Below are 20,544 nucleotides of genomic sequence, written 5' to 3' on the forward strand. Positions count from 1 at the left end.
GCTACCTGAGACGCTGACGGCGAGGCGATAGGCTGAGCTTTTCAGGAGCAGAGCCATGAGCGAGCCGATTACCCCCACACCGCAGGACACGCTGAGCGCTTTTATCGCGCAGCAGCGCGCACCCTTGATGGCCGGCCTGGAGTGGTCAGTCCTGCAGGCCCTGGATGGCTTGAGAGCCGAGTTCGACGGCCTTCTCGGCGGGCTCGATCTTGCCGAAAAACGTGAGTACGTGCGCCTGCAAAGGGCCTGGATCGATGCGCAGCACACCATGGAGCAGGGCATCCGCCAACTCACCGAAGCGTTCGAGCTACATGCCCTGGAGTCGTTGCGCAGCGCGTTGATAACCCTGACCGGCCAGTACATCGACCCCAAGGTAGCGAAGATCAATACCCGCTACCTCAAGCACTCCGGTCGCGTCCGGCGCGAATTGAAAGGCGATGAGATCAAGATCTCTAGCGTGACCTTATGGGACGCCGCCTGTATGAACTATGACGGCCTGACCGGCTGGAGCTACCCCGGCCGCACCGGCCTGGCCGATGCCAGTTACCTCGACAGGAACATCAACGCGACCGCCGGCGAATTCATTGCGCTGGTGCGCCGGCTCGATCTCGGCGGGCAACTGCGCCGCCGTCTCGACCAGGCGCTGCAGGCCAACGCCTCGCTGGGCAGCAGCATCATGCGGTTGGCGAATGCCGAGTTTGAGTTCGCCCTCATCGAGGCCTTGAGAAACACCGAAGCCAGCCGCGTCGACCGGGACAAATACCAGCAGGTGAAACGTGCGCTGGCGGGAGAAGCGCGCTGGGAGCGTGTAGAGGAAATGCTGCTTTTCGTGCCCCATGGGACGGACAACATCAGTTGGTTGCCCCAATCGATCGGCTTGGTCGGGCATTACGCCGGCCAGCCTCCCGGCGACAGCTTGAGCATTCCCCACATCGTTTTTTCCGTCAGCGGTTGCAAGGGGGCTTTCAGTTTTATCCCGAATCGCCCCGGCGGGTCGCTGCGTCATCATGCCAGCCATCGGCAAGCCTGTGAGGTGTTTCATGCGGAGTTTCATGCGGCCTACCGCGCGGGGCGGGTCGATTGGCTGTATCAGATCATGTGGCTGCGTGACTGCGCGCGGCTCAAGCAAATCGGTAAAACCGCGCAGCCGCGTCGCGACCTTGAGGGGTTGGAAAAACTGGTCGACTGGCTGGCCCGTGTCATTCCGAGCGTCAACATCGTCGATAAAGTTGGCTATGTGCGCAACGTCGTGCAAAAGTCCCCGGCGCTGAGTCTGAACGATTTCTATCGCGAGCGCAGTCGCGCCAATCTGCAGGAATTGGCGCACCAGACGCCCGGTTTCATGCCCACCATGATCGAGCTGTTCCAGACCCTGATCGGTGAAATCCTCGATGTGCTGCTGATCCCGGTGCCGGGGGCGTTAAAAGGGTTGGGGCGGGTGAGGGCGTTTGCAATGTTCATAGCGATGGAGCAAGCGTTGGTCGAAGGGGGGCGGCAGGCGCTGCTCGGCGAGCCTGCCGAATTGCTCCAGGGGTTTGCCGACCTTGCCGATTTACTGATCAGTGGTCGATTGCATACGCGTTTGGGGCGCAGCGTGTTGCGTCGCCATCAGCACTTGTATCAACGCTTGTCCCAGCGCTACAGCGCCGTGCCTGAACACCGGCATCTGTCGAGCCCGCAGGTGCTCGAAAGAATGCTCGGCAGCCAGGACGTATTGCCACGGCAAATCGAGATTTTGCTCGAAACGAGCGCGACCTCGGCACAGACCTTGAACCAGGTATGGGAGGGCGCGCCGGCGTCGGCGTCTTTGGTCGACGCCGTGCATCGGTTGCGCGCCGACCGGCTGATCGATTGGCTGGCCGCAGGCGCCGACCCCAGCCGCCCCGCACCCGTCGACGCGCTGGACGTCATGGCGCCGCTGCTCACTCAGTTGGAGGGTTGGCCGGCGGGAATGTCGTTGAGCATTGAAGACCATCAGGGCCTGGAGGTGCGTCGCTACAATAAGGAGGCAACGCGTGCGACAACGGCAGTGGTTACGCTGACCGCGCTGGAAAATCATGAGTTCGCCTATGCCACGCCGCGCCGCTTCACCGCCCATGTGGCACAGGCCATTGTGGCGTTGGTGCCGACGCTTGTTTCGGGTGACGCGCAGTTGCTTCGCCAGCAATTGGCGACTAAAGCCAAGGCCTTGGGGATCGACCTGTTTGACGCGCTCACGCGGTTTGCCGACACCTGCCGTGCTGACGCGGTGGGCGCCAGTGCATCGGTACTCAAATTGTTGCCCGAGCGCGTCAGCCCCGACCAGCCCGTACCGGCGGTGATTACCCAACTACGGGCCTTGCACCCCGAACTGAGCATGGCGCGGTTGCTGGAGGTGTTGCGCGAACACCCGTTATCGGAGCATCAGCAAACCCAGCTGCTGCAGTCGCAACTGCAACCCGAGGCGCTTTACGACGCATTGCGCGCCGCACGCCTGGTGACGCGCCGCGAAGCCATCGTCGATGGGCTTTTTCATCCGCGCCGATTTGACCGGCAAACCCAGGATTGGGCCGCGCATTTCGCCCACAGCGTACTGCGCGACGGCAGCGCCCAGGCGTTGCTCGTCAGCCCGGCCACGCAAGCGCTGCCCTATGTTTCGCAGGGGGCGCAGGACCGCAGCGTGGTGGTCATTGATCAGGGCCAAGGGCGATTTTCGCCGTATTACCACCGTGAGTCGCGCACCGGCGCCATGCTGAGTGGTGCCAACGGTTTCTATCTGGCGGTCATGCGCCAGCTGTCCGACGATGACCGGCGTCTACTCGGCTTGAGCGCGGAGCACAGCGTTGCCGACTTTCGGCGTCAGGTCGCTCGCGCCCTGTTGCGCCATCGTGCGCCGGATGGCGCGTTTTATCCCGACCGGCGCGAGATCGCGCACTACGTCAGTCACGTCGATACCGCCCGTATCGCCGCAGAGCCCGATGCCCTTGGCCTTTACCACCTGGGGGCGGAGCGCTACCTGTGGCTGGACGATGCTTATTTCAAGGTGGCGGAGCAGCCATGGCGCCTATTGCACCCGTCCCTGAACGATGCGTATGCCCCGCTGTTGAGCCACAACGGTGCCGGCGCCTGGCGGCACGAATGGGAAAACCCGCTGACGTGGGACGGCGCCAAGGCGTTCCAGCGCCTGGGGCCGTTTACCCGCGCAGTGCCGGCGGATGCCATCGAGCAGATTCAGCAGATCAGCGGGGTGACAGCGGACGTCCTGCGCCGGATACATCTGCGCAATGAGCGCGCGCCGGCAATCGTGGTGGAGACCGTCGAGCGCTTCATGCGGCATCAACGGATCAACACCGGCGTGGATACGGGGCGGGATTTTTTCGACAGGCTGCTCGGCGAGGTCGGTGCCGACAGCACCGAAACGTTGGTGGGGCCGGCGGCGGCCACCCGCGCCGAGCAAGTCGCGGTGCTCGAGGCCGAGGTCGCGCGCAACCGGCCCCACATGGAGCGCCTGTTTTTCAAGGCGCTGGGCCAAAAACAGCAGCCATCGGGCGATCCATTGGCGCAGGTGCTGCAGCGCGATTTTCCCAGTTTGACGGCGGCACTCGCCGAAGAACTGGTGCGCGACGTCACCGCGCAGGAGCGCCTCAGCCTGCAGGCCGGCCGCATCCCCTTGAGCCTGATGTCGGCCGCGCGTTGGCGGGTGAGCGTCGCGCGCAAGATCAGGGCGCTGGAGGGATTGTATCTGCCGGCTGCAGCGAGTGAAGACACCTCGAGACTGATCCTGCATACATTGCCGGACATCGACGGATGGCCGAACCACCTGCGGGTCGAGGTGTGGGAGCGCGGTCGCCTGATCGATAGCATCGGCCCGGTCGACGGCGCGCTCAGACGGATACTGGAAGCGGTCGACGTGGATTATCAGGCCTACATTCTTCAAGCGAACGGTGAACGGCAACCGACCGGGCGTCCCGGGGCGTTCCTGGCGGTGCTGTTGGACGCATTACCGTCGACTGAACGTGAAGCGCTGCACTACACCCACGATGCGCTGCGCCGGGAGATCGAACAGCGTTCGCAACGCGCCCTCAGCCTGTTCGACCCACAGCGACGCCCCTGGTACGTCCCGCCACGGCGCCTGGCGGATGGGCGCATGGGTTACCCGTTGAGCGGCGGTGATCATTGGGGGCCGGTGGACCGTGAACACGTCGCCAAGCTGCGGCAGCTGTTTCCGGCGAAAACCGATGAGCAGGCCTTCGCGCTGCTCCAGGGCCTGAGTGATTCCGTCCGAGAGCGGGAAAGCGCGATCGACTTCATGTTCAGAGAGCGCGCCGTCTTGAATGCCAACCTTGAGCGATGGTGCCTGCTGGGGAAGCCCGAGGACTTGCCCGCACAACGTGAGGCGGCGGCGCGCATTCAGCGCTGCTGGGCTAAAGAAGACTCCGTTCGCGGGGTACCGTATGAACTCAACCTGGATGACTTGGCATTAAATGATTTGCCGCCGCTGGGCGCCTATTTCGGTCATGTAAAACTGTTGAGCCTGAAAAACAATCGGCTGGAAACCATTCCAACCAGTTTTTTCAGGTGTTTTCCGCAGCTTCGCTGGGTATTTTTCAACGGCAATCATCTGCAGCGCCTTCCCGTCGGGTTGGCACAGCTGGGCTATTTATCGCTGCTCAACCTCTCGAATAATCAGCTCAAGCTTCAACTGGGGGACGTAATACTGCTCGCTGAAATGACCAGCCTGGTGACACTGGATTTATCGGTAAACCCACTGAGACTGGGGCAGCGCTTGAAGCTGCATGGGTTGAAGAAGTTGCGCGTGCTTAACCTGCGCAATACGCAAATTGAAAGCCTGCCCCTTGGCGCCGCCATCTTGCGATCACTGGAGGTCTTTGATTTGCGTGACAATCGAATATCGATCTTGACCAGCCTCGATTTGTTCATTTACCCGAATGTTCATCGAGCGATGAATTTGCAAGGCAACCCTCTTTCACAGGGCTCCCTGCAAATGATGCGCCGCTACCGTGAGTGGCCGGGGCAGGCGGATATCGATTTTGGCCTGGGCGCCCAGCCCGCAGCGGCATCCACACGCCCCGACACATGGTTGGCGGTGCTGCCTTTCGCTGAGGTTCCCCACTACCAGGCACTTTGGGCGCAACTGCAGCAACGCCCGATGTCTGATCGCTTTTTTGAGCTGCTGGCATGTATCGCGGCCTATCCGTCGCTCATCGCCACCGGCTTTCGGGCGCTGCGAGAAGACCTGACGCGCCGCGTGTGGCAGTTGATCGAGAGTGCAACCCATAACGAGCAGTTGGCCGTGATCCTGTTTCAGCACCGCTTCGAGCTCAATCGCGGGGTGGATGGCTGGCTGTTATCACTCAATGCGCTGGAGCTTGAGTTCCTGCCGATCGAACTGCTCGCCCGCGACACGGACGGTGATGCGGCGCCACTCTTGAATTACTTTCGAGCCCTGAAACGGTTGCAGGCCATCGATGAGATGGTGTTGCGTTTCGACCGCCATCAAACGTGGGATGTGGTGAGCAGCATGATCCTTGCCAGCCGCATTGCGTTGGCGCACAGCCTGGATTTACCCCTTGGATTCGAAGAGCGTTTGGCCAGGACACTGGGTGGCCCCAATGCGAACTCAATCACCAGGATGCACGGAATGATCGTGGCCGCCGAAGCTCAGTTCGACTGGCCGGCTTTATTGGTGCAAGCAGAATACTGGCGGCAGTTTCTGGCGCGTAAATACCGATTGCGGTTCGACGCGCGCCTTGGGCAATACGATCGAGAAATGGAGCGTGCGCAGGCGCAAGTCGAAAGCGCGGAGATGAGCGAAGGCGCGTACCTGCTGCTGGTGCGTAAGGTGCAAGCCTTGAGGGCGCACGACGAGGAGCAATTGATTGAGCAACTGACGCGCGAGGAATGGACTCGCTTCGTGACCGGCTGATTGCGTGCTTATGCCTTTAAGCCATAAGCACCGCACTTTGCGTGATATGGCGCGCCAGGCTTTCCCGGTATGATGTTCGCCCCGCAGTCTGGATTGCGAATACGCCATGACCTTGCAGTACCCTACAATCGCCGATTGCGTCGGCAACACGCCCCTGGTCCGCTTGCAACGCATGGCGGGTGAAACCAGCAATACCCTGTTGCTCAAGCTCGAAGGGAACAACCCGGCCGGTTCCGTCAAGGACCGTCCGGCGCTGTCGATGATCACGCGCGCCGAGCTGCGCGGGCAGATCAAGCCGGGCGACACCCTGATCGAAGCCACCTCCGGTAACACCGGGATCGCCCTGGCCATGGCCGCGGCGATCAAGGGTTACAAGATGGTGCTGATCATGCCCGACAATGGCAGCGCCGAGCGCAAGGCCGCGATGACCGCCTACGGTGCCGAATTGGTCCTGGTCAGCCAGGAAGAAGGCATGGAAGGCGCCCGCGACCTCGCCGAGCGCATGGCCGCCGAAGGCCGTGGCCAGGTGCTGGACCAGTTCGCCAACGGCGACAATCCCGAGGCGCACTACACCACCACCGGCCCGGAAATCTGGCGCCAGACCCAGGGCACGATTACTCATTTCGTCAGCTCCATGGGCACCACCGGCACCATCATGGGCAACTCGCGCTACCTCAAGGAGCAGAACCCGGCGATCCAGATCGTCGGCCTGCAACCGATGGAAGGCGCGTCGATCCCCGGGATTCGCCGCTGGCCCGAAGAGTATTTGCCGAAGATCTACAACGCCACGCGCGTGGATCGCATCATCGACATGGCCCAGCGTGAAGCCGAAGACACCACGCGCCGCCTGGCCCGTGAAGAAGGCATCTTCTGCGGTGTGTCCTCCGGCGGCGCCGTGGCCGGCATGTTGCGATTGTCCAAGGAAGTGGAAAACGCGGTGATCGTCGCGATCATCTGTGACCGTGGCGACCGTTACTTGTCGACCGGCATTTTCGACGAACCCAACTGATGGCCAAGCACGAGAGAGGCCTGCGCTTCCAGCCGACGGGCGGCAGCCGCACCCCACAGATTCCGGTGGGCAAGAAGCAACGCCTGACCATCGAGCGCCTGGCCAATGACGGCCGTGGCATCGTGTTCTTTGAAGGCCGCACCTGGTTCGTCAACGGTGCGCTGGCCGGTGAAGAGGTCGAAGCGCGGGTATTGGGCGCCCACGGCAAAGTGGTCGAGGCGCGCACCGAGCGTGTGTTCAAGCCCAGCGAACTGCGGCGCCCGGCGCCGTGCGCGCACTTCGGTCGTTGCGGCGGTTGCAGCGTGCAGCACCTGCCCCATGCTGAACAACTTGCCCTGAAACAGCGCATGCTCGCCGAGCAACTGTCGCGTGTGGCAGGGGTCGAACCGCAGGCGTGGGCGGCACCGTTGAGTGGCCCGGAGCTGGGCTATCGGCGTCGCGCCCGCGTGGCGGTGCGCTGGGACGCCAAGGCCAAGACCCTGGAAGTGGGCTTTCGCGCCGTGGCCAGCCAGGACATCGTCGCCATCGACGATTGCCCGGTGCTGGTACAGGCCTTGCAACCGATCATGCAGCGCTTGCCCAACATGTTGCGGCGCTTGAGCAAACCGCAGGCATTGGGGCATGTGGAGCTGTTCAGCGGGTCGTCCATCGCCGTATTGCTGCGCCATATGGCGCCGTTGTCCGACGCCGATCTGCTGATCCTCAAAGAATTCTGCGCCTTCCATGAGGCCCAGTTGTGGCTGCATGGCGAGGGCCAGCCGGAGCCGGTCGAGCCTGACCAGGCCCTGGGTTATCGGTTGGAGCCGTGGGCTCTGGAGCTGGCGTATCGGCCGGGCGATTTTGTCCAGGTCAACGCCGGGGTCAACGCGGCGATGGTGGCCCAGGCCCTCGAATGGCTGGCGCCGCAAGCCGATGAGCGCGTGCTGGACCTGTTTTGCGGGCTGGGCAACTTCGCCCTGCCACTTGCGCGCCAGGTGCGCGAAGTGGTCGCGGTGGAAGGCGTGCAGGCCATGGTCGAGCGTGCGGCGCTGAATGCCGTCAGCAATAATTTGCATAATGTGCAGTTTTTTCAGGCTGATTTGTCCCAGTCGTTGACTGACGCGGAATGGGCCAAACAGGGCTTTTCTGCGGTACTCTTGGACCCACCTCGCGACGGTGCCCTGGAGGTTGTGCGCAAGCTCGCCAGCCTGGGGGCCAAGCGCCTGGTGTACGTGTCCTGCAATCCGGCGACGCTGGCGCGGGACACGGTTGAGTTGGTCAAGCAGGGTTACCGGCTAAAACGTGCCGGGATCCTCGACATGTTTCCGCAAACCGCGCATGTCGAGGCGATGGCGTTATTTGAGGCGGGCTAGGATGCCCGTTTAATCCGACTGGCCTGCATTCTCCTGGGCCGTGACCTGCCAGGGAGTGTGTGAGCTTTAGTGATAAAGCAGGTCAGCGATGATTTTTGGCGCATCGAAGGTGCGTCGTAGGGAAGGTAAGCAAGATGGTACAGGTGAGAGCACACCAGCCGATCAACACCGACGGCAGTATCAATCTCGAGGCATGGCTGGATCATGCCATCAGTGTCGACCCGGCACTGGACCGTGAAGCCTTGAAAGCAGCCTGCGAGTTCGCTCGTGAGTCTGAACAGCAAGACAATGCGGCCAAGAACCTGTGGGCCGAAGGCACTTCGAGCTTTCGCACCGGCTTGGAAATCGCTGAGATCCTCGCCGATCTCAAGCTCGACCAGGATTCGCTGATCGCTGCCGTGCTCTATCGCGGCGTGCGTGAAGGGCATATCCCGTTGGCCACCGTGGGCCAGCGCTTCGGCTCCGTGGTGGCCAAGCTGATCGACGGCGTGCTGCGCATGGCCGCCATCAGCGCCAGCCTCAGCCCGCGCCAGTCCATGGTGCTGGGCACCCAGGGCCAGGTGGAAAACCTGCGCAAGATGCTGGTGGCGATGGTCGACGACGTGCGCGTCGCCTTGATCAAGCTGGCCGAACGCACCTGCGCGATCCGTGCGGTGAAAACCGCCGACGACGAAAAGCGCAACCGCGTGGCCCGCGAAGTCTTCGACATCTACGCACCGCTGGCGCATCGCCTGGGCATCGGTCATATCAAATGGGAGCTGGAGGACTTGTCCTTCCGCTACCTCGAACCCGACCAATACAAACAGATCGCCACGCTGCTGCATGAGCGCCGGCTCGACCGCGAGCGTTTCATCACCGACGTGATGGGCCAGCTGCGCGCCGAGTTGCAGGCTACCGGCGTCGACGCCGACATCAGCGGCCGTGCCAAGCACATCTATTCGATCTGGCGCAAAATGCAGCGCAAGGGCCTGGCCTTCAGCCAGATCTACGACGTGCGCGCCGTGCGCGTGCTGGTGCCGGAAATGCGCGACTGCTACACCGCGCTCGGTATCGTCCACACCCTGTGGCGGCACATCCCCAAGGAGTTCGACGACTACATCGCCAACCCCAAGGAAAACGGCTATCGCTCGCTGCACACTGCAGTGATCGGCCCCGAGGGCAAGGTGTTGGAAGTGCAGATCCGCACCCACGCCATGCACGAAGAGGCGGAGCTGGGGGTGTGCGCGCACTGGCGCTACAAGGGCACCGACGTCAAGGCCGGGTCCAACCAATACGAAGAGAAGATCTCCTGGCTGCGCCAAGTGCTGGAATGGCACGAAGAACTCGGCGACATCGGCGGCCTGGCCGAACAACTGCGGGTGGATATCGAGCCGGACCGGGTCTACATCTTCACCCCCGACGGCCACGCCATCGACCTGCCGAAGGGCGCCACGCCGCTGGACTTCGCCTACCGCGTACACACCGAGATCGGCCACAACTGCCGGGGCGCCAAGATCAACGGGCGCATTGTGCCGCTCAACTACAGCCTGCAGACCGGCGAGCAGGTCGAGATCATCACCAGCAAGCACGGCACGCCGAGCCGCGACTGGCTGAACCCGAACCTGGGCTACATCACCACCTCGCGGGCGCGGGCGAAGATCGTCCACTGGTTCAAGCTGCAGGCGCGCGACCAGAACGTCGCCGCCGGCAAAAGCCTGCTCGAACGCGAACTGGCGCGCCTGGGCCTGCCTCAGGTGGACTTCGACAAGCTGGCCGAAAAGGCCAACATGAAGATCGCCGAAGACATGTTCGCCGCCCTCGGTGCCGGCGACCTGCGCCTGGCGCAACTGGTCAACCTGGCCCAGCAACTGGTGGAGCCGGAGCGCGGCAACGAACAGCTGGAGCTGATCCCGCGCAAAGCCACCGGCTACAAGCCCGGCAAGCGTGGCGATATCCAGATCCAGGGCGTCGGCAACCTGATGACGCAAATGGCCGGTTGCTGCCAGCCGCTGCCGGGCGACGCCATCGTCGGCTACATCACCCAGGGCCGTGGCGTGAGCATTCACCGCCAGGACTGCGCCTCGGTGCTGCAACTGGGCGGGCGCGAGCCGGAGCGAATCATCCAGGTCAGCTGGGGCCCGGTGCCGGTGCTCACCTATCCGGTGGACATCATCATCCGTGCCTACGACCGTTCCGGTCTGCTGCGCGACGTGTCGCAAGTGCTGCTCAACGAGCGGATCAACGTGCTGGCCGTCAACACCCGCTCGAACAAGGAGGACAACACCGCGTTGATGTCCCTGACCATCGAGATTCCGGGGCTGGACGCGTTGGGGCGGTTGCTGGGGCGGATTTCCCAGTTGCCGAACATCATCGAGACGCGGCGCAACCGTACCCCATGAGCATCTGGATGAACACAGTCTGAAAGGTGGGAGGGGGCTTGCCCCGATAGCGGAGTGTCAGGTACCAGATTCTTGGTTGATCCACCGCAATCGGGGGCAAGCCCCCTCCCACAGTTGATCGGCGGTGTTCATACCTGATCGGGAATAGAATGATGTATTCACTTGAAGACCTGCTGCACCTGATGAATCGCCTGCGCGACCCGCAATACGGGTGCCCGTGGGACATCAAGCAAACAGGAGGACAACACCGCGTTGATGTCCCTGACCATCGAGATTCCGGGGCTGGACGCGTTGGGGCGGTTGCTGGGGCGGATTTCCCAGTTGCCGAACATCATCGAGACGCGGCGCAACCGTACCCCATGAGCATCTGGATGAACACAGGCTGAATGTGGGAGGGGGCTTGCCCCCGAAAGCGGAGTGTCAGGTACCAGATTCTTGGTTGATCCACCGCAATCGGGGGCAAGCCCCCTCCCACAGTTGATCGGCGGTGTTCATACCTGATCGGAAATAGAATGATGTATTCACTTGAAGACCTGCTGCACCTGATGAATCGCCTGCGCGACCCGCAATACGGGTGCCCGTGGGACATCAAGCAACACCGCGTTGATGTCCCAGACCATCGAGATTCCGGGGCTGGACGCGTTGGGGCGGTTGCTGGGGCGGATTTCCCAGTTGCCGAACATCATCGAGACGCGGCGCAACCGTACCCCATGAGCATCTGGATGAACACAGTCTGAAAGGTGGGAGGGGGCTTGCCCCCGAAAGCGGAGTGTCAGGTACCAGATTCTTGGTTGATCCACCGCAATCGGGGGCAAGCCCCCTCCCACAGTTGATCGGCGGTGTTCATACCTGATCGGGAATAGAAAGATGTATTCACTTGAAGACCTGCTGCACCTGATGAATCGCCTGCGCGACCCGCAATACGGGTGCCCGTGGGACATCAAGCAAACAGGAGGACAACACCGCGTTGATGTCCCTGACCATCGAGATTCCGGGGCTGGGCGCGTTGGGGCGGTTGCTGGGGCGGAATTCCCAGTTGCCGAACATCATCGAGACGCGGCGCAACCGTACCCCATGAGCATCTGGATGAACACAGTCTGAAAGGTGGGAGGGGGCTTGCCCCCGAAAGCGGAGTGTCAGGTACCAGATTCTTGGTTGATCCACCGCAATCGGGGGCAAGCCCCCTCCCACAGTTGATCGGCGGTGTTCATACCTGATCGGAAATAGAAAGATGTATTCACTTGAAGACCTGCTGCACCTGATGAATCGCCTGCGCGACCCGCAATACGGGTGCCCGTGGGACATCAAGCAACACCGCGTTGATGTCCCTGACCATCGAGATTCCGGGGCTGGACGCGTTGGGGCGGTTGCTGGGGCGGATTTCCCAGTTGCCGAACATCATCGAGACGCGGCGCAACCGTACCCCATGAGCATCTGGATGAATGCAGGCTGAATGTGGGAGGGGGCTTGCCCCCGAAAGCGGAGTGTCAGGTACCAGATTCTTGGTTGATCCACCGCAATCGGGGGCAAGCCCCCTCCCACAGTTGATCGGCGGTGTTCATACCTGATCGGGAATAGAAAGATGTATTCACTTGAAGACCTGCTGCACCTGATGAATCGCCTGCGCGACCCGCAATACGGGTGCCCGTGGGACATCAAGCAAACCTACGCGAGCATCGTCCCGCACACCCTGGAAGAGGCCTACGAAGTCGCCGACGCCATCGAGCGCGGCGACTTCGATCACCTGCAAGGCGAGTTGGGCGACCTGTTGTTCCAGGTGGTGTATTACAGTCAGCTGGCACAGGAAGAAGGGCGCTTCGAGTTTGCCGGGGTGATCGACAGCATTACCCGCAAGCTGATTCGACGTCATCCCCATGTGTTCCCCACCGGCGATCTGTACGCGCCGCTGGATATCCCGCAGTTGAGCGAAGAGCAGGTCAAGACGCGTTGGGAGCAGATCAAGGCCGAGGAGCGCGCGGAAAAGTCCGACGCCCCCGAGCAACTGTCCCTGCTCGACGATGTGCCCACCGCCTTGCCGTCGCTGTCCCGTGCCGCCAAATTGCAGAAGCGCGCCAGCCAGGTCGGTTTCGACTGGCCCGCTGCGTTGCCGGTGGTGGATAACGTGCGCGAAGAGCTGGATGAAGTACTCGAAGCCATGGCCGATAACGATGCAGTGGCCATCGCCGATGAGGTCGGTGACCTGCTGTTTGCCGCGGTCAACCTGGCCCGTCACCTCAAGGTCGACCCGGAAACCGCCTTGCGCGGTGCCAATGCCAAATTCGAGCGACGTTTCCGATTTATCGAACAGGCATTGCGCGATACGCGTCAATCCATGGAAGATTGCACCCTCGAAGAGTTGGACGCCCTGTGGGGCGAAGCCAAACGCCAGGAAAAGAACGTGTCCAGCTGCGGTTGAGCAGTTGCCTAAGTGAGTAAGCACCATGAGCCTTTCCCTTCGCGACCAGTTGCTCAAAGCAGGTCTGGTCAACCAAAAGCAGGCCAAGCAGGTCGGCAAAGAGAAACAGAAACATCAACGTCTGGTCCACAAAGGCCAGGCCGAGGCCGATGACACCCAGGCACGCCTGGCCCAGGAAGCCATGGCCGAGAAGGTCAAGCGCGATCAGGAGCTGAACCGCCAGCAGCAGGAGAAAGCCGAGGCCAAGGCCCGCACGGCCCAGGTCAAGCAACTGATCGAGACCTCGCGCCTGCCCAAGCTGACCACCGAGGACTACTACAACTTCGTGGATGACAAGAAGGTCAAGCGCCTGTCGGTCAACACGCTGATGCGCAACAAGCTGAGCAACGGCTCTCTGGCGATCGTGCATCACGCCGGCGGTTACGAGGTGATCCCGCGCGAAGCGGCGCTGAAGATCCAGGAGCGCGCACCGGAGCGTATCGTCCAGCTCAATATCCTCACCGAAAGCCAGGTGCCGGATGAGGATGATCCTTACGCCGCCTACCAGATCCCGGATGATCTGATGTGGTAAGGCTGTAAAACAACAAACCCCGCTCAAAAGGCGGGGTTTGTTGTTTTGGCCGGCAGTGTCAGGCGGTTACCAATCCACGGCGTAACTCATGCTGAAGGTGCGACCCTCGGCGTTCGGGTAGGGCGCGCGGGCGTTGGCCTGGGCAAACATGTTCTGGTAGTTGCGGTTACTGAGGTTGTAGACCGCACCTTCCAGGCGACCTACCGGCAGCCGGACTGAACCCAGCAGGTCGACCAGCGTGTAACCCTGGATATCGCGGCCGTTGTTGTCTTTGAACGCAGCGTCGTAGTTGGCCAGGCGCATGCCTTGCAAGCGCAGGCTATAGTCGCCGTGGTCATAGCCGACAAAAGCGGTCGTCTTGGCGGGGGAGATACGTGTCGCCGGCAAGTCGATCCATTGGCCGTTCTGGCGGGTTTCGCCTTTGGCATAAGCATAAGTACCGCCCACCGACCATTGGTCGGTGACGTTGTACGTCAGGCTGGTTTCGATACCGCGCACACGCTCTTTCTGGTTCACCAGGCGCAATACACGATCATTGGCATCGTAGAACTGAGTGACATCCGAGGTGTTTTCATACGCGGTGACGTTAGCCAGCCACTTGTCCCAATTACCCCGCCAGCCCAGCTCGTAACTGTCGACCTTCAGGGCCTGGGCATTGAGTTTTTGAATGTCGTAGGTGCTGTTGACGTCACGCAGGAAGCGCTGGATGTCCGGCAGGGAAAAGCCCTGGCTGAAGTTGAAGAATACATCCTGGTTTTCGCTCAGGTGATACACAGCCCCGAGGTTGTAGAGGGTGTCATCGTATTTGAGCGTGCCGCCTGGCAGTGTCGCGCGCTTACCGGTCTGGACGATTTCGCCGTAAGCGATGCTGTCGGCAATGTCGCTTTCGATCCACTCGCGGCGTACGCCGCCACGCAAGGTCCAATCATCGATGTCGTAGGACAACTGGCCAAAGATGGCTTTGGTGGTGGTCTGGATGTCCGGTCCCATTTCGAATGTGGTACCGGTCTTGGTGTAGGTGAGGCCGTTGACCCGGTATTGGTCGCCACGCTGACGCGAGGTTTCATGATCGTAGTCGGCACCCCAGACCAGGTTGCCGGTCGCCGCGCCGATGTTCGGCATTTGCGTGTCGATGGCCGCTCGCAGGCCGTACACCTCTTGCACGCTGTTGTTGTCGGACACGCCTGCGCGGCCCCGGGACAGGTCGGGGAAGAACAACGCGTCGGCACGCCGCCAATAACTTTCGACCTGCAAGCCCTGGCCGTAGAAATCCTGATCGGCGTAGTTGAGGTTCACTGCCTGGTTGTGGGTGTACGGTTGATCGACCAGGTCCAGGCCTTTTACAGCGACTGCGGTATTGGTGATGCGGGGATTCTTGGTGTAACGGGTGTCTTGCTCGTCCTTGTAGTCTTGCAGCGACAGATTGATTTTCTTGTCGTCATCCAGCTTGTAGCCGAAGCGACCCTGCAGGTCGTAGGTGTCGGTGTCCATGTTGCTGCCCTGGGACGTGTCCTGGGGGATGCGCTTGCCGTTGCCGGCGAACAGGTCGTTGCGTTGCACGGTGTTGGCCGACAGATACCAATCCACTGGGCCGTTGCGGCCCGTGGCGCTTTGGAACGCTTCGTAGGAGAAACCTTTATGGCTGAAGTTGTTCCCGGTGGTCATGCCGATCTTGCTGCTCAACGCCAGGTCTTCACCTTTGTTGCGCTTCGTGATGATGTTGATGATGCCGCCTGACGCGCCCGCCCCGTAGACACTGCTGGCGCCGGAAATGACTTCGATACGCTCGATACTTTCCGGCGCGACGCTGTTGAGCTGGCGGAAGTTGTCGCGCGTGGCGTTCTGGGACACCCCATCGATCAGGATCAGGGTGTTGCGTCCGCGAAGTGTCTGGCCGAAGTTGCTCATGCCGCCGCTGGAGGGGGAGATGCCCGGTACCAGTTGCCCGAGGATGTCTGCGACCCGGCGGCCGGCACCTGCTTGCTGGCGGATCTGATCTTCGCTGATCACCTGCACCGAGCCTGGGATCGCCGCGATGCTGGTTTCACTGCGCGTGGCCGACACTACCGTTGCCTGTAGTTGCAGGTTGATGGGCGCGGCGTGAGTCCCTTCGATCTCATCGGCCCAGGCAGGCGCGCTAATCGACCCTAGAAGTGGCAGCAGAACTGCCAGTTGTGTTTTTTTCATGACCTTGCCTTTCAGTTATTAGAAGTATTGACAGAAAAACTGGATGTCTCAGGTGTTCGGGTGAACGAACGGATGGTGCGGATGCCCAGGGCGGCCAATGCATATGTGAGTGCAACCAGCCAGAAGCTGTGCGCCAGACCCACGACTCCCATGCCGATGCCGCCCATCAGCACACCACACAGCGCGCCGGCTTTGGCGGCGCTGTTGCCCAGGCCCAGGGCAAAGCCCTGCTGGCTGGGCACAACGGTGTTGGCGATCAACGTGTAGGCGACCGGCAGCAACGCACCCTGCCAAACGCCCCATAACAGCCGGCTGGCGAGGAATCCGAGCCATTCGCTGGCCAGCGCCGTAAATGCCAGCGTCAAGGCGCAGGACCACGTGACCCATTCGACGACGCGCAACGTGTGAGCCGGTTGATGCCGGTCGAACAGGCGCCCCCATAGCGGCGCGGACAGCGCCAGAGTCAGTGCGCTGGCGGCATAGCTGGCGCCGATCAGCCACGCGGGGGCGTGTAACACGTCGGCGACGTACAAGGCATAAAACGGCTGGGGCATCATCTTGGCTGCCTGGATCAAAACGATGATCCCCAGCATTGCACCGAGCCAGCCTTCGGGCAGGGCGCTTGGTTTTGCGTTGTGTGTTGGGCGTGATTGGGGCGTGTCGTTGGGCAAGAACAGGCTGATCACCGCGCACAACACGCACACTGCGGTGGCGCTGTAGCACAGCAGTGCGAAGCCCGAGACATCCATCAACCACCCACCCAACACCGGTCCGGCCAGCGAGCCCACGGCAGTCGCCGATTGCAGTCGAGCCAGAATGTGCCCACGCCCGCCGTCGCCGCAGCAGGCCAGCGCATAGGCTTGCGCCGCTGCGATAAACCCGGCCAGCGCCCCTTGTGCAACCCTGATTGCCACCAGCAGCCAAGGGTCGAAGGTAACGGCGGCCAGGCCCTGGCATACCGCCAACGCCAGCAACGCCCGAATGATCATGGGCTTGTGCCCGGTGCGGTCACCCAGTCGCCCCCACATGGGCGTCAGGATCATTGCCGCCATCATCGGCCCGGCATACACCAGCGAGGACAGCAGGCCGGTGTACTGGGCATTGGCGACGCCGAGCAGCTTCTGGATTTGCAGCGGCCAGAAAGGGCCGCTCATCTCCATGGCGCCCATCGACACCAACTGAATCACCACCAGCAGCCGCAGTGCGCTGTTGTTAGCCGGCATTGGCGGCGGCGCTCAGTGGGTTAGGCAAACGCCCGACGATATCGGCATGGCTCTCCAGCAGACGCATGCGCATAAACGACTTGGCGGGCCAGTCCTGCTCCAGTAAGGCTTCGCGTTCGGTCTTCCAGCGTTGGGGGTCGACCTCGCTGCGCAAGTCGTCGAAGCACTGGCTGACCTGCGTCGACAGTTCATTCCAGAGCCGCGCTTGGGGGATGTCGAAGTGGCGTGCGCTGAGCAGCACCAGTTCGCCCAAGTGGCACATGAATACGGTGTGCAGCAGCTTGTCGCGCACGAAGCCGGCGTCGTCGTACAGGGTCATTTTAGGGTCGTGCAATTCGATATCCAGGCCATGGGCGTGCAAGGTCTTGCGGTCGATCCGGATGTCACCGAAATCACGCAGTAGCAGGCGGCTCAGGCGCCCGTCCGCGGCCATGACCATGAAGGAGTTCTGCTGATGAGCCTCGAAGGCCACGCCATAACGCAGATACATGCCCAGCAGTGCCGGTACGGCAATCGAGGCGTAGTCCCGAAAGAAGGCGAGCAGGGCGTCCTCGTCGTCCTTGCCCTGGCTCAGTCGTACCCATTGGCGCAGCAGTGGCTGCCCGTGCTGGTCGACGGCGAACAGGCTGCCGACTGGCACGGCCATTTCGCCCGGCTGGAGCAGGCTCTGGGGGGCGTCGCGGTACAGGACGGCCAAGTGGCGGGAGTGTTCATCATTGGCCGGTTGCGGCTTGAAATGCACGCCGATCCGCTCGGGGATGATGCTGAGGATCTGCTGGATCGCCGGCTCACGTTCCAGGATCGCCAGCAGTAGGTGGCTGATCCGCGGGCCCATGCGCGCAGAACGCGGTGAAACAGTCCGCTGTACACTGGTCAGGCGCAATGAAACCGGAAGCTTCACCATCGGTGCGTCACATCGGCCTTCAGGTAGCACGGTCCTGAACGACATGGTCGGGTGGGCGGTAAACGCCACGATATCGGTCAGTACCAACAACCGGTCGCCAATTTCGTTGGCGAACAATTGCGGTAATTCTTGGCGCGCCTGCCAAGGGTGAGCCGGCAACGGCAGATAATCGCCGGCTTCAAGGCCCTGCGCGGTCAGTTGCGCGGTCAGTTGCCGAGCGGCTTGGGGGAAATGATGTTGCCACCATTGCCAGTAATCGGCGGTGCCAGCCAGCATTTCGACATGGGCGAACTGGCGATGCAACGCGCACAGGAAAACCGGAAAGCGGGCTTCGAATTCAGGCGAGAAATCGATGACCTGGTCGGTATTCAAACCCAGTTTGGTCTTGTAGTTGGGGTGCCAGGGATGGCCCAGCGTGCCCCATTGTTCAAGCGTGGAAGTCGGGTTGGTCACACTGGGGTCATGCTTGAGGTGGCTCAACAGGTTGCTCTGGTGCGACGGGTCCATTGCCGCATGGAGCCTGAGTGTCCATTGCTCATGGAAGGCAAGGCACAGCGTATCGTTGACAAAGCTGTCGTCGATTTCTGTGTTGAGGCGGCCCAAGACTTCCGGGTCGGCAGGTGATTCGAGGCGGCGGTTGAGCAGCGTCAATAACTGCGACGGGAATTGAATATTCAGGTCAGGATGATCATCGCGCAGCAGCGTCACTCGGCCACGCAGGTCCCAGCTGGCCATGCGACCGGGGAGCAGGTGATCGAAACGCAGGCGGCTCTGGTCAGGCAGCACCAGCCAGCATTGACCTCGCTCGTCGTAGGTGCGGGTGCTGGGGTCCAGCAGGCCTTCACGAAACAGTGCTTGGATCAGGCGTTGGAAGCTACGCTCGGCAGCGGGTGCCAGGGTGTTGATCAGAGCGTCGAGAGTGATGTGGTTAGTTTGAAATGGCGGGGTAGCGAGTGCTTCGCCCCAGCGTTCAAGCAACGATTGTTCCGGGGTGCGACTTTGCCCGTGCATCTAGTGGAATTCCCTATACGTGGACCGGAATGAAAAGCGGCTGAATGGTATAGAGAATCATTACTAATTGTCTATTTGTTGTTACTTTTTTCTGAAAGGCTTATTCAGGAGGGGCGGGAGAAGGGGCTCGCGTGCGATTCGGCCTGGCCAAAGAGCGCTGTCAAAGAGTGGGGAGGTGTCTGGATCAGGCTACTTCAGCGGATTACCGCTGGCGTGCAGGCGGTGGGCCGACGCGGCGTGAACTGTATATTTTTCAATACACGCGTCGAGGTTCAGAAGAAAACGGTCGCGGTTGAAAGCGACAAACCCCGCTCGTTGGCGGGGTTTGTCGTGTGTAGATAGCCTCGTTGCGTGGGCTGGCGTCTACTTGATTTCAGCGTTTCAGGAGCTTTGTGCCTGGCGTTTCATCTCAAGGTGTTCGAGCTCGTTTTTATAATTATGAGCGTCGCTCTCGTTGTGAAACATGCCGACCAGCAGGTCCTGTTGGTGTACATCCCAGATGTGAATCCCATGGCCCAAGGCTTCGTGGGACATATGTTCATCGTCGCGTTCAGTCACTTTTACAGTCATTTGCTTGCTCCAGTCTCTGGTGGATCTGCGGCAAGTCGTCGCAGGCTTTTGTTATATGTTTTGTTAGCTTGCTAGGTAAACCGATCGTTTATGCAACAGTCCTTTGCATAACTTGTAACAGTCGCGCAGGCCCCGTAAACCGCGACATTGCGTCGCAGGCGTCGGAGTTTTATGACAAAAGCTTCATGTTCTCGTCGGGCTCAGGCGTTGACTCCCCAACATCCAGACGAAAAAAAGCCCCGCGTGGTGCGAGGCTCTTCTTCGACTCATCCGCGCAATCAGCTACCTTTGACAGACTTACCGTCAACCGTACCGTCTTGCAGCATGATGTTGTATTCCTTGCCGTCGGTTTCCACCTGACGCAGGGCAACCAGGATGCCGCCCCAGTCCTTGGCAAACCACATCTGGGTGATGCGCTTGCTTTGGGTCGGGTCACGCACGCGCTCGACCTTGATCGCGTCGATAGAGCCGGCTTTGGTCTGGACCTTTTCCGGGCCGATCACGCGAAAGTCGTAGGTGTCGACGTCGGTGCCTTCAACCACGTTGTAGCTCATGCTCTTCTTGCCGGCCGCGACATCGCGCTGCAGCGCCAACTGGTAGGTCGACTTGTCGAGCATGCCGCTTTGCAGGGCAACGTTGACCGGGTCTTTGTTTTCAAAGCCGGTGACTTTCTTGGCGGTTTGGTCGAAGTCCAGGTTGACCCTTTTCGCCTTGCCCAGGCCGCCGCGTTCGAAGGTGTAGCTCTTCGGCTGCAGGGCGTCCTTGTCGAATTGGATTACGCTGGTTTCGGTGAGGCTGGCAATCATCATGGAAGCCTTGAAGTTCAAGGTCCAGGTGCCATCGCCATTGTGGGTCAGGCTACGCTCGGCCGAACCGCTCATGGGCAACTGTTTCCAGTCGGCGGTGTAGCTGGCGGAGAAAGGATGTAAATCTGCTGCTTGCACCGCAGGCAAGGCGAACAGCGCAAAAGCGAAGAGCAAGGCGCGACGCATAAAAT

11 protein-coding genes and 5 pseudogenes are annotated in these 20,544 nt (G+C 61.2%); 11 read left to right on the plus strand and 5 right to left on the minus strand.

Annotated elements, in window-relative coordinates:
* The first annotated feature begins 55 nt into the window (after positions 1–55).
* The 11 genes and pseudogenes from C5F70_RS02690 to C5F70_RS02735 all read left to right on the plus strand — a co-directional run bounded on the left by C5F70_RS02690 (position 56) and on the right by C5F70_RS02735 (position 13,652).
* Positions 56–5,926: an NEL-type E3 ubiquitin ligase domain-containing protein gene (locus C5F70_RS02690; RefSeq protein ID WP_104902688.1), complete on the plus strand. Its 5,871-nt coding sequence runs from the start codon at positions 56–58 to the stop codon at positions 5,924–5,926.
* Positions 5,927–6,032: 106 nt separating this feature from the next.
* Entirely contained in the window at positions 6,033–6,935 is a 903-nt protein-coding gene (cysM, locus tag C5F70_RS02695; RefSeq protein ID WP_017845306.1) for a cysteine synthase CysM, read from the plus strand.
* On the plus strand, positions 6,935–8,287 hold the full coding sequence (gene rlmD, locus C5F70_RS02700; RefSeq protein ID WP_046382479.1) for a 23S rRNA (uracil(1939)-C(5))-methyltransferase RlmD: 1,353 nt from the start codon (positions 6,935–6,937) through the stop codon (positions 8,285–8,287). Before cysM ends, rlmD begins: the two co-directional genes overlap by 1 nt.
* Before the next feature lie 134 nt (positions 8,288–8,421).
* A complete protein-coding gene (relA, locus tag C5F70_RS02705; protein ID WP_017845308.1) occupies positions 8,422–10,665 on the plus strand; it encodes a GTP diphosphokinase in 2,244 nt (747 codons plus the stop codon).
* A gap of 152 nt (positions 10,666–10,817) precedes the next feature.
* Positions 10,818–10,901: pseudogene (locus C5F70_RS02710) on the plus strand (nucleoside triphosphate pyrophosphohydrolase); the annotation flags it as partial.
* Positions 10,894–11,028 (plus strand): annotated as a pseudogene (locus C5F70_RS31405) (hypothetical protein); the annotation flags it as partial. The pseudogenes C5F70_RS02710 and C5F70_RS31405, both read left to right, overlap by 8 nt.
* Before the next feature lie 504 nt (positions 11,029–11,532).
* A pseudogene (locus C5F70_RS02720) lies at positions 11,533–11,616 on the plus strand (nucleoside triphosphate pyrophosphohydrolase); the annotation flags it as partial.
* A pseudogene (locus tag C5F70_RS31410) lies at positions 11,609–11,743 on the plus strand (hypothetical protein); the annotation flags it as partial. The pseudogenes C5F70_RS02720 and C5F70_RS31410, both read left to right, overlap by 8 nt.
* A gap of 232 nt (positions 11,744–11,975) precedes the next feature.
* A pseudogene (locus C5F70_RS31415) lies at positions 11,976–12,095 on the plus strand (hypothetical protein); the annotation flags it as partial.
* Between the two features lie 152 nt (positions 12,096–12,247).
* Positions 12,248–13,081 (plus strand): nucleoside triphosphate pyrophosphohydrolase, encoded by an 834-nt coding sequence (gene mazG / locus C5F70_RS02730; protein ID WP_017845309.1) that lies wholly within the window; start codon positions 12,248–12,250, stop codon positions 13,079–13,081.
* 25 nt (positions 13,082–13,106) lie between these two features.
* Positions 13,107–13,652, plus strand: coding sequence for a DUF2058 domain-containing protein (locus C5F70_RS02735; protein WP_017845310.1), 546 nt, complete (start codon positions 13,107–13,109; stop codon positions 13,650–13,652).
* A 66-nt stretch (positions 13,653–13,718) separates the two neighbouring features.
* Here C5F70_RS02735 and C5F70_RS02740 read toward each other — a convergent pair whose 3' ends face one another.
* The 5 genes from C5F70_RS02740 to C5F70_RS02765 all read right to left on the minus strand — a co-directional run bounded on the left by C5F70_RS02740 (position 13,719) and on the right by C5F70_RS02765 (position 20,539).
* Positions 13,719–15,839 carry a TonB-dependent receptor gene (locus tag C5F70_RS02740; protein ID WP_104902691.1) on the minus strand — a complete coding sequence of 707 codons (2,121 nt, stop codon included), beginning with the start codon at positions 15,837–15,839 and terminating at the stop codon, positions 13,719–13,721.
* A gap of 11 nt (positions 15,840–15,850) precedes the next feature.
* Entirely contained in the window at positions 15,851–17,062 is a 1,212-nt protein-coding gene (locus tag C5F70_RS02745) for an MFS transporter (RefSeq protein ID WP_102618093.1), read from the minus strand.
* Complete coding sequence (locus tag C5F70_RS02750; protein ID WP_017845313.1) at positions 17,052–18,977, minus strand: IucA/IucC family siderophore biosynthesis protein; 1,926 nt, start codon at positions 18,975–18,977, stop codon at positions 17,052–17,054. Before C5F70_RS02750 ends, C5F70_RS02745 begins: the two co-directional genes overlap by 11 nt.
* Positions 18,978–19,358: 381 nt before the next feature.
* Positions 19,359–19,547, minus strand: a complete 189-nt coding sequence (locus C5F70_RS02760) for a hypothetical protein (RefSeq protein WP_104902692.1) — start codon at positions 19,545–19,547, stop codon at positions 19,359–19,361.
* Positions 19,548–19,825: 278 nt separating this feature from the next.
* The gene (locus C5F70_RS02765) at positions 19,826–20,539 is read right to left on the minus strand and encodes a DUF3108 domain-containing protein (RefSeq protein ID WP_017845316.1); all 714 of its coding nucleotides are present in this window, start codon (positions 20,537–20,539) and stop codon (positions 19,826–19,828) included.
* Positions 20,540–20,544: the final 5 nt, after the last annotated feature.

Source organism: Pseudomonas sp. LH1G9, from assembly GCF_002949975.1.
Taxonomy (GTDB): Bacteria; Pseudomonadota; Gammaproteobacteria; order Pseudomonadales; family Pseudomonadaceae; genus Aquipseudomonas; species Aquipseudomonas veronii.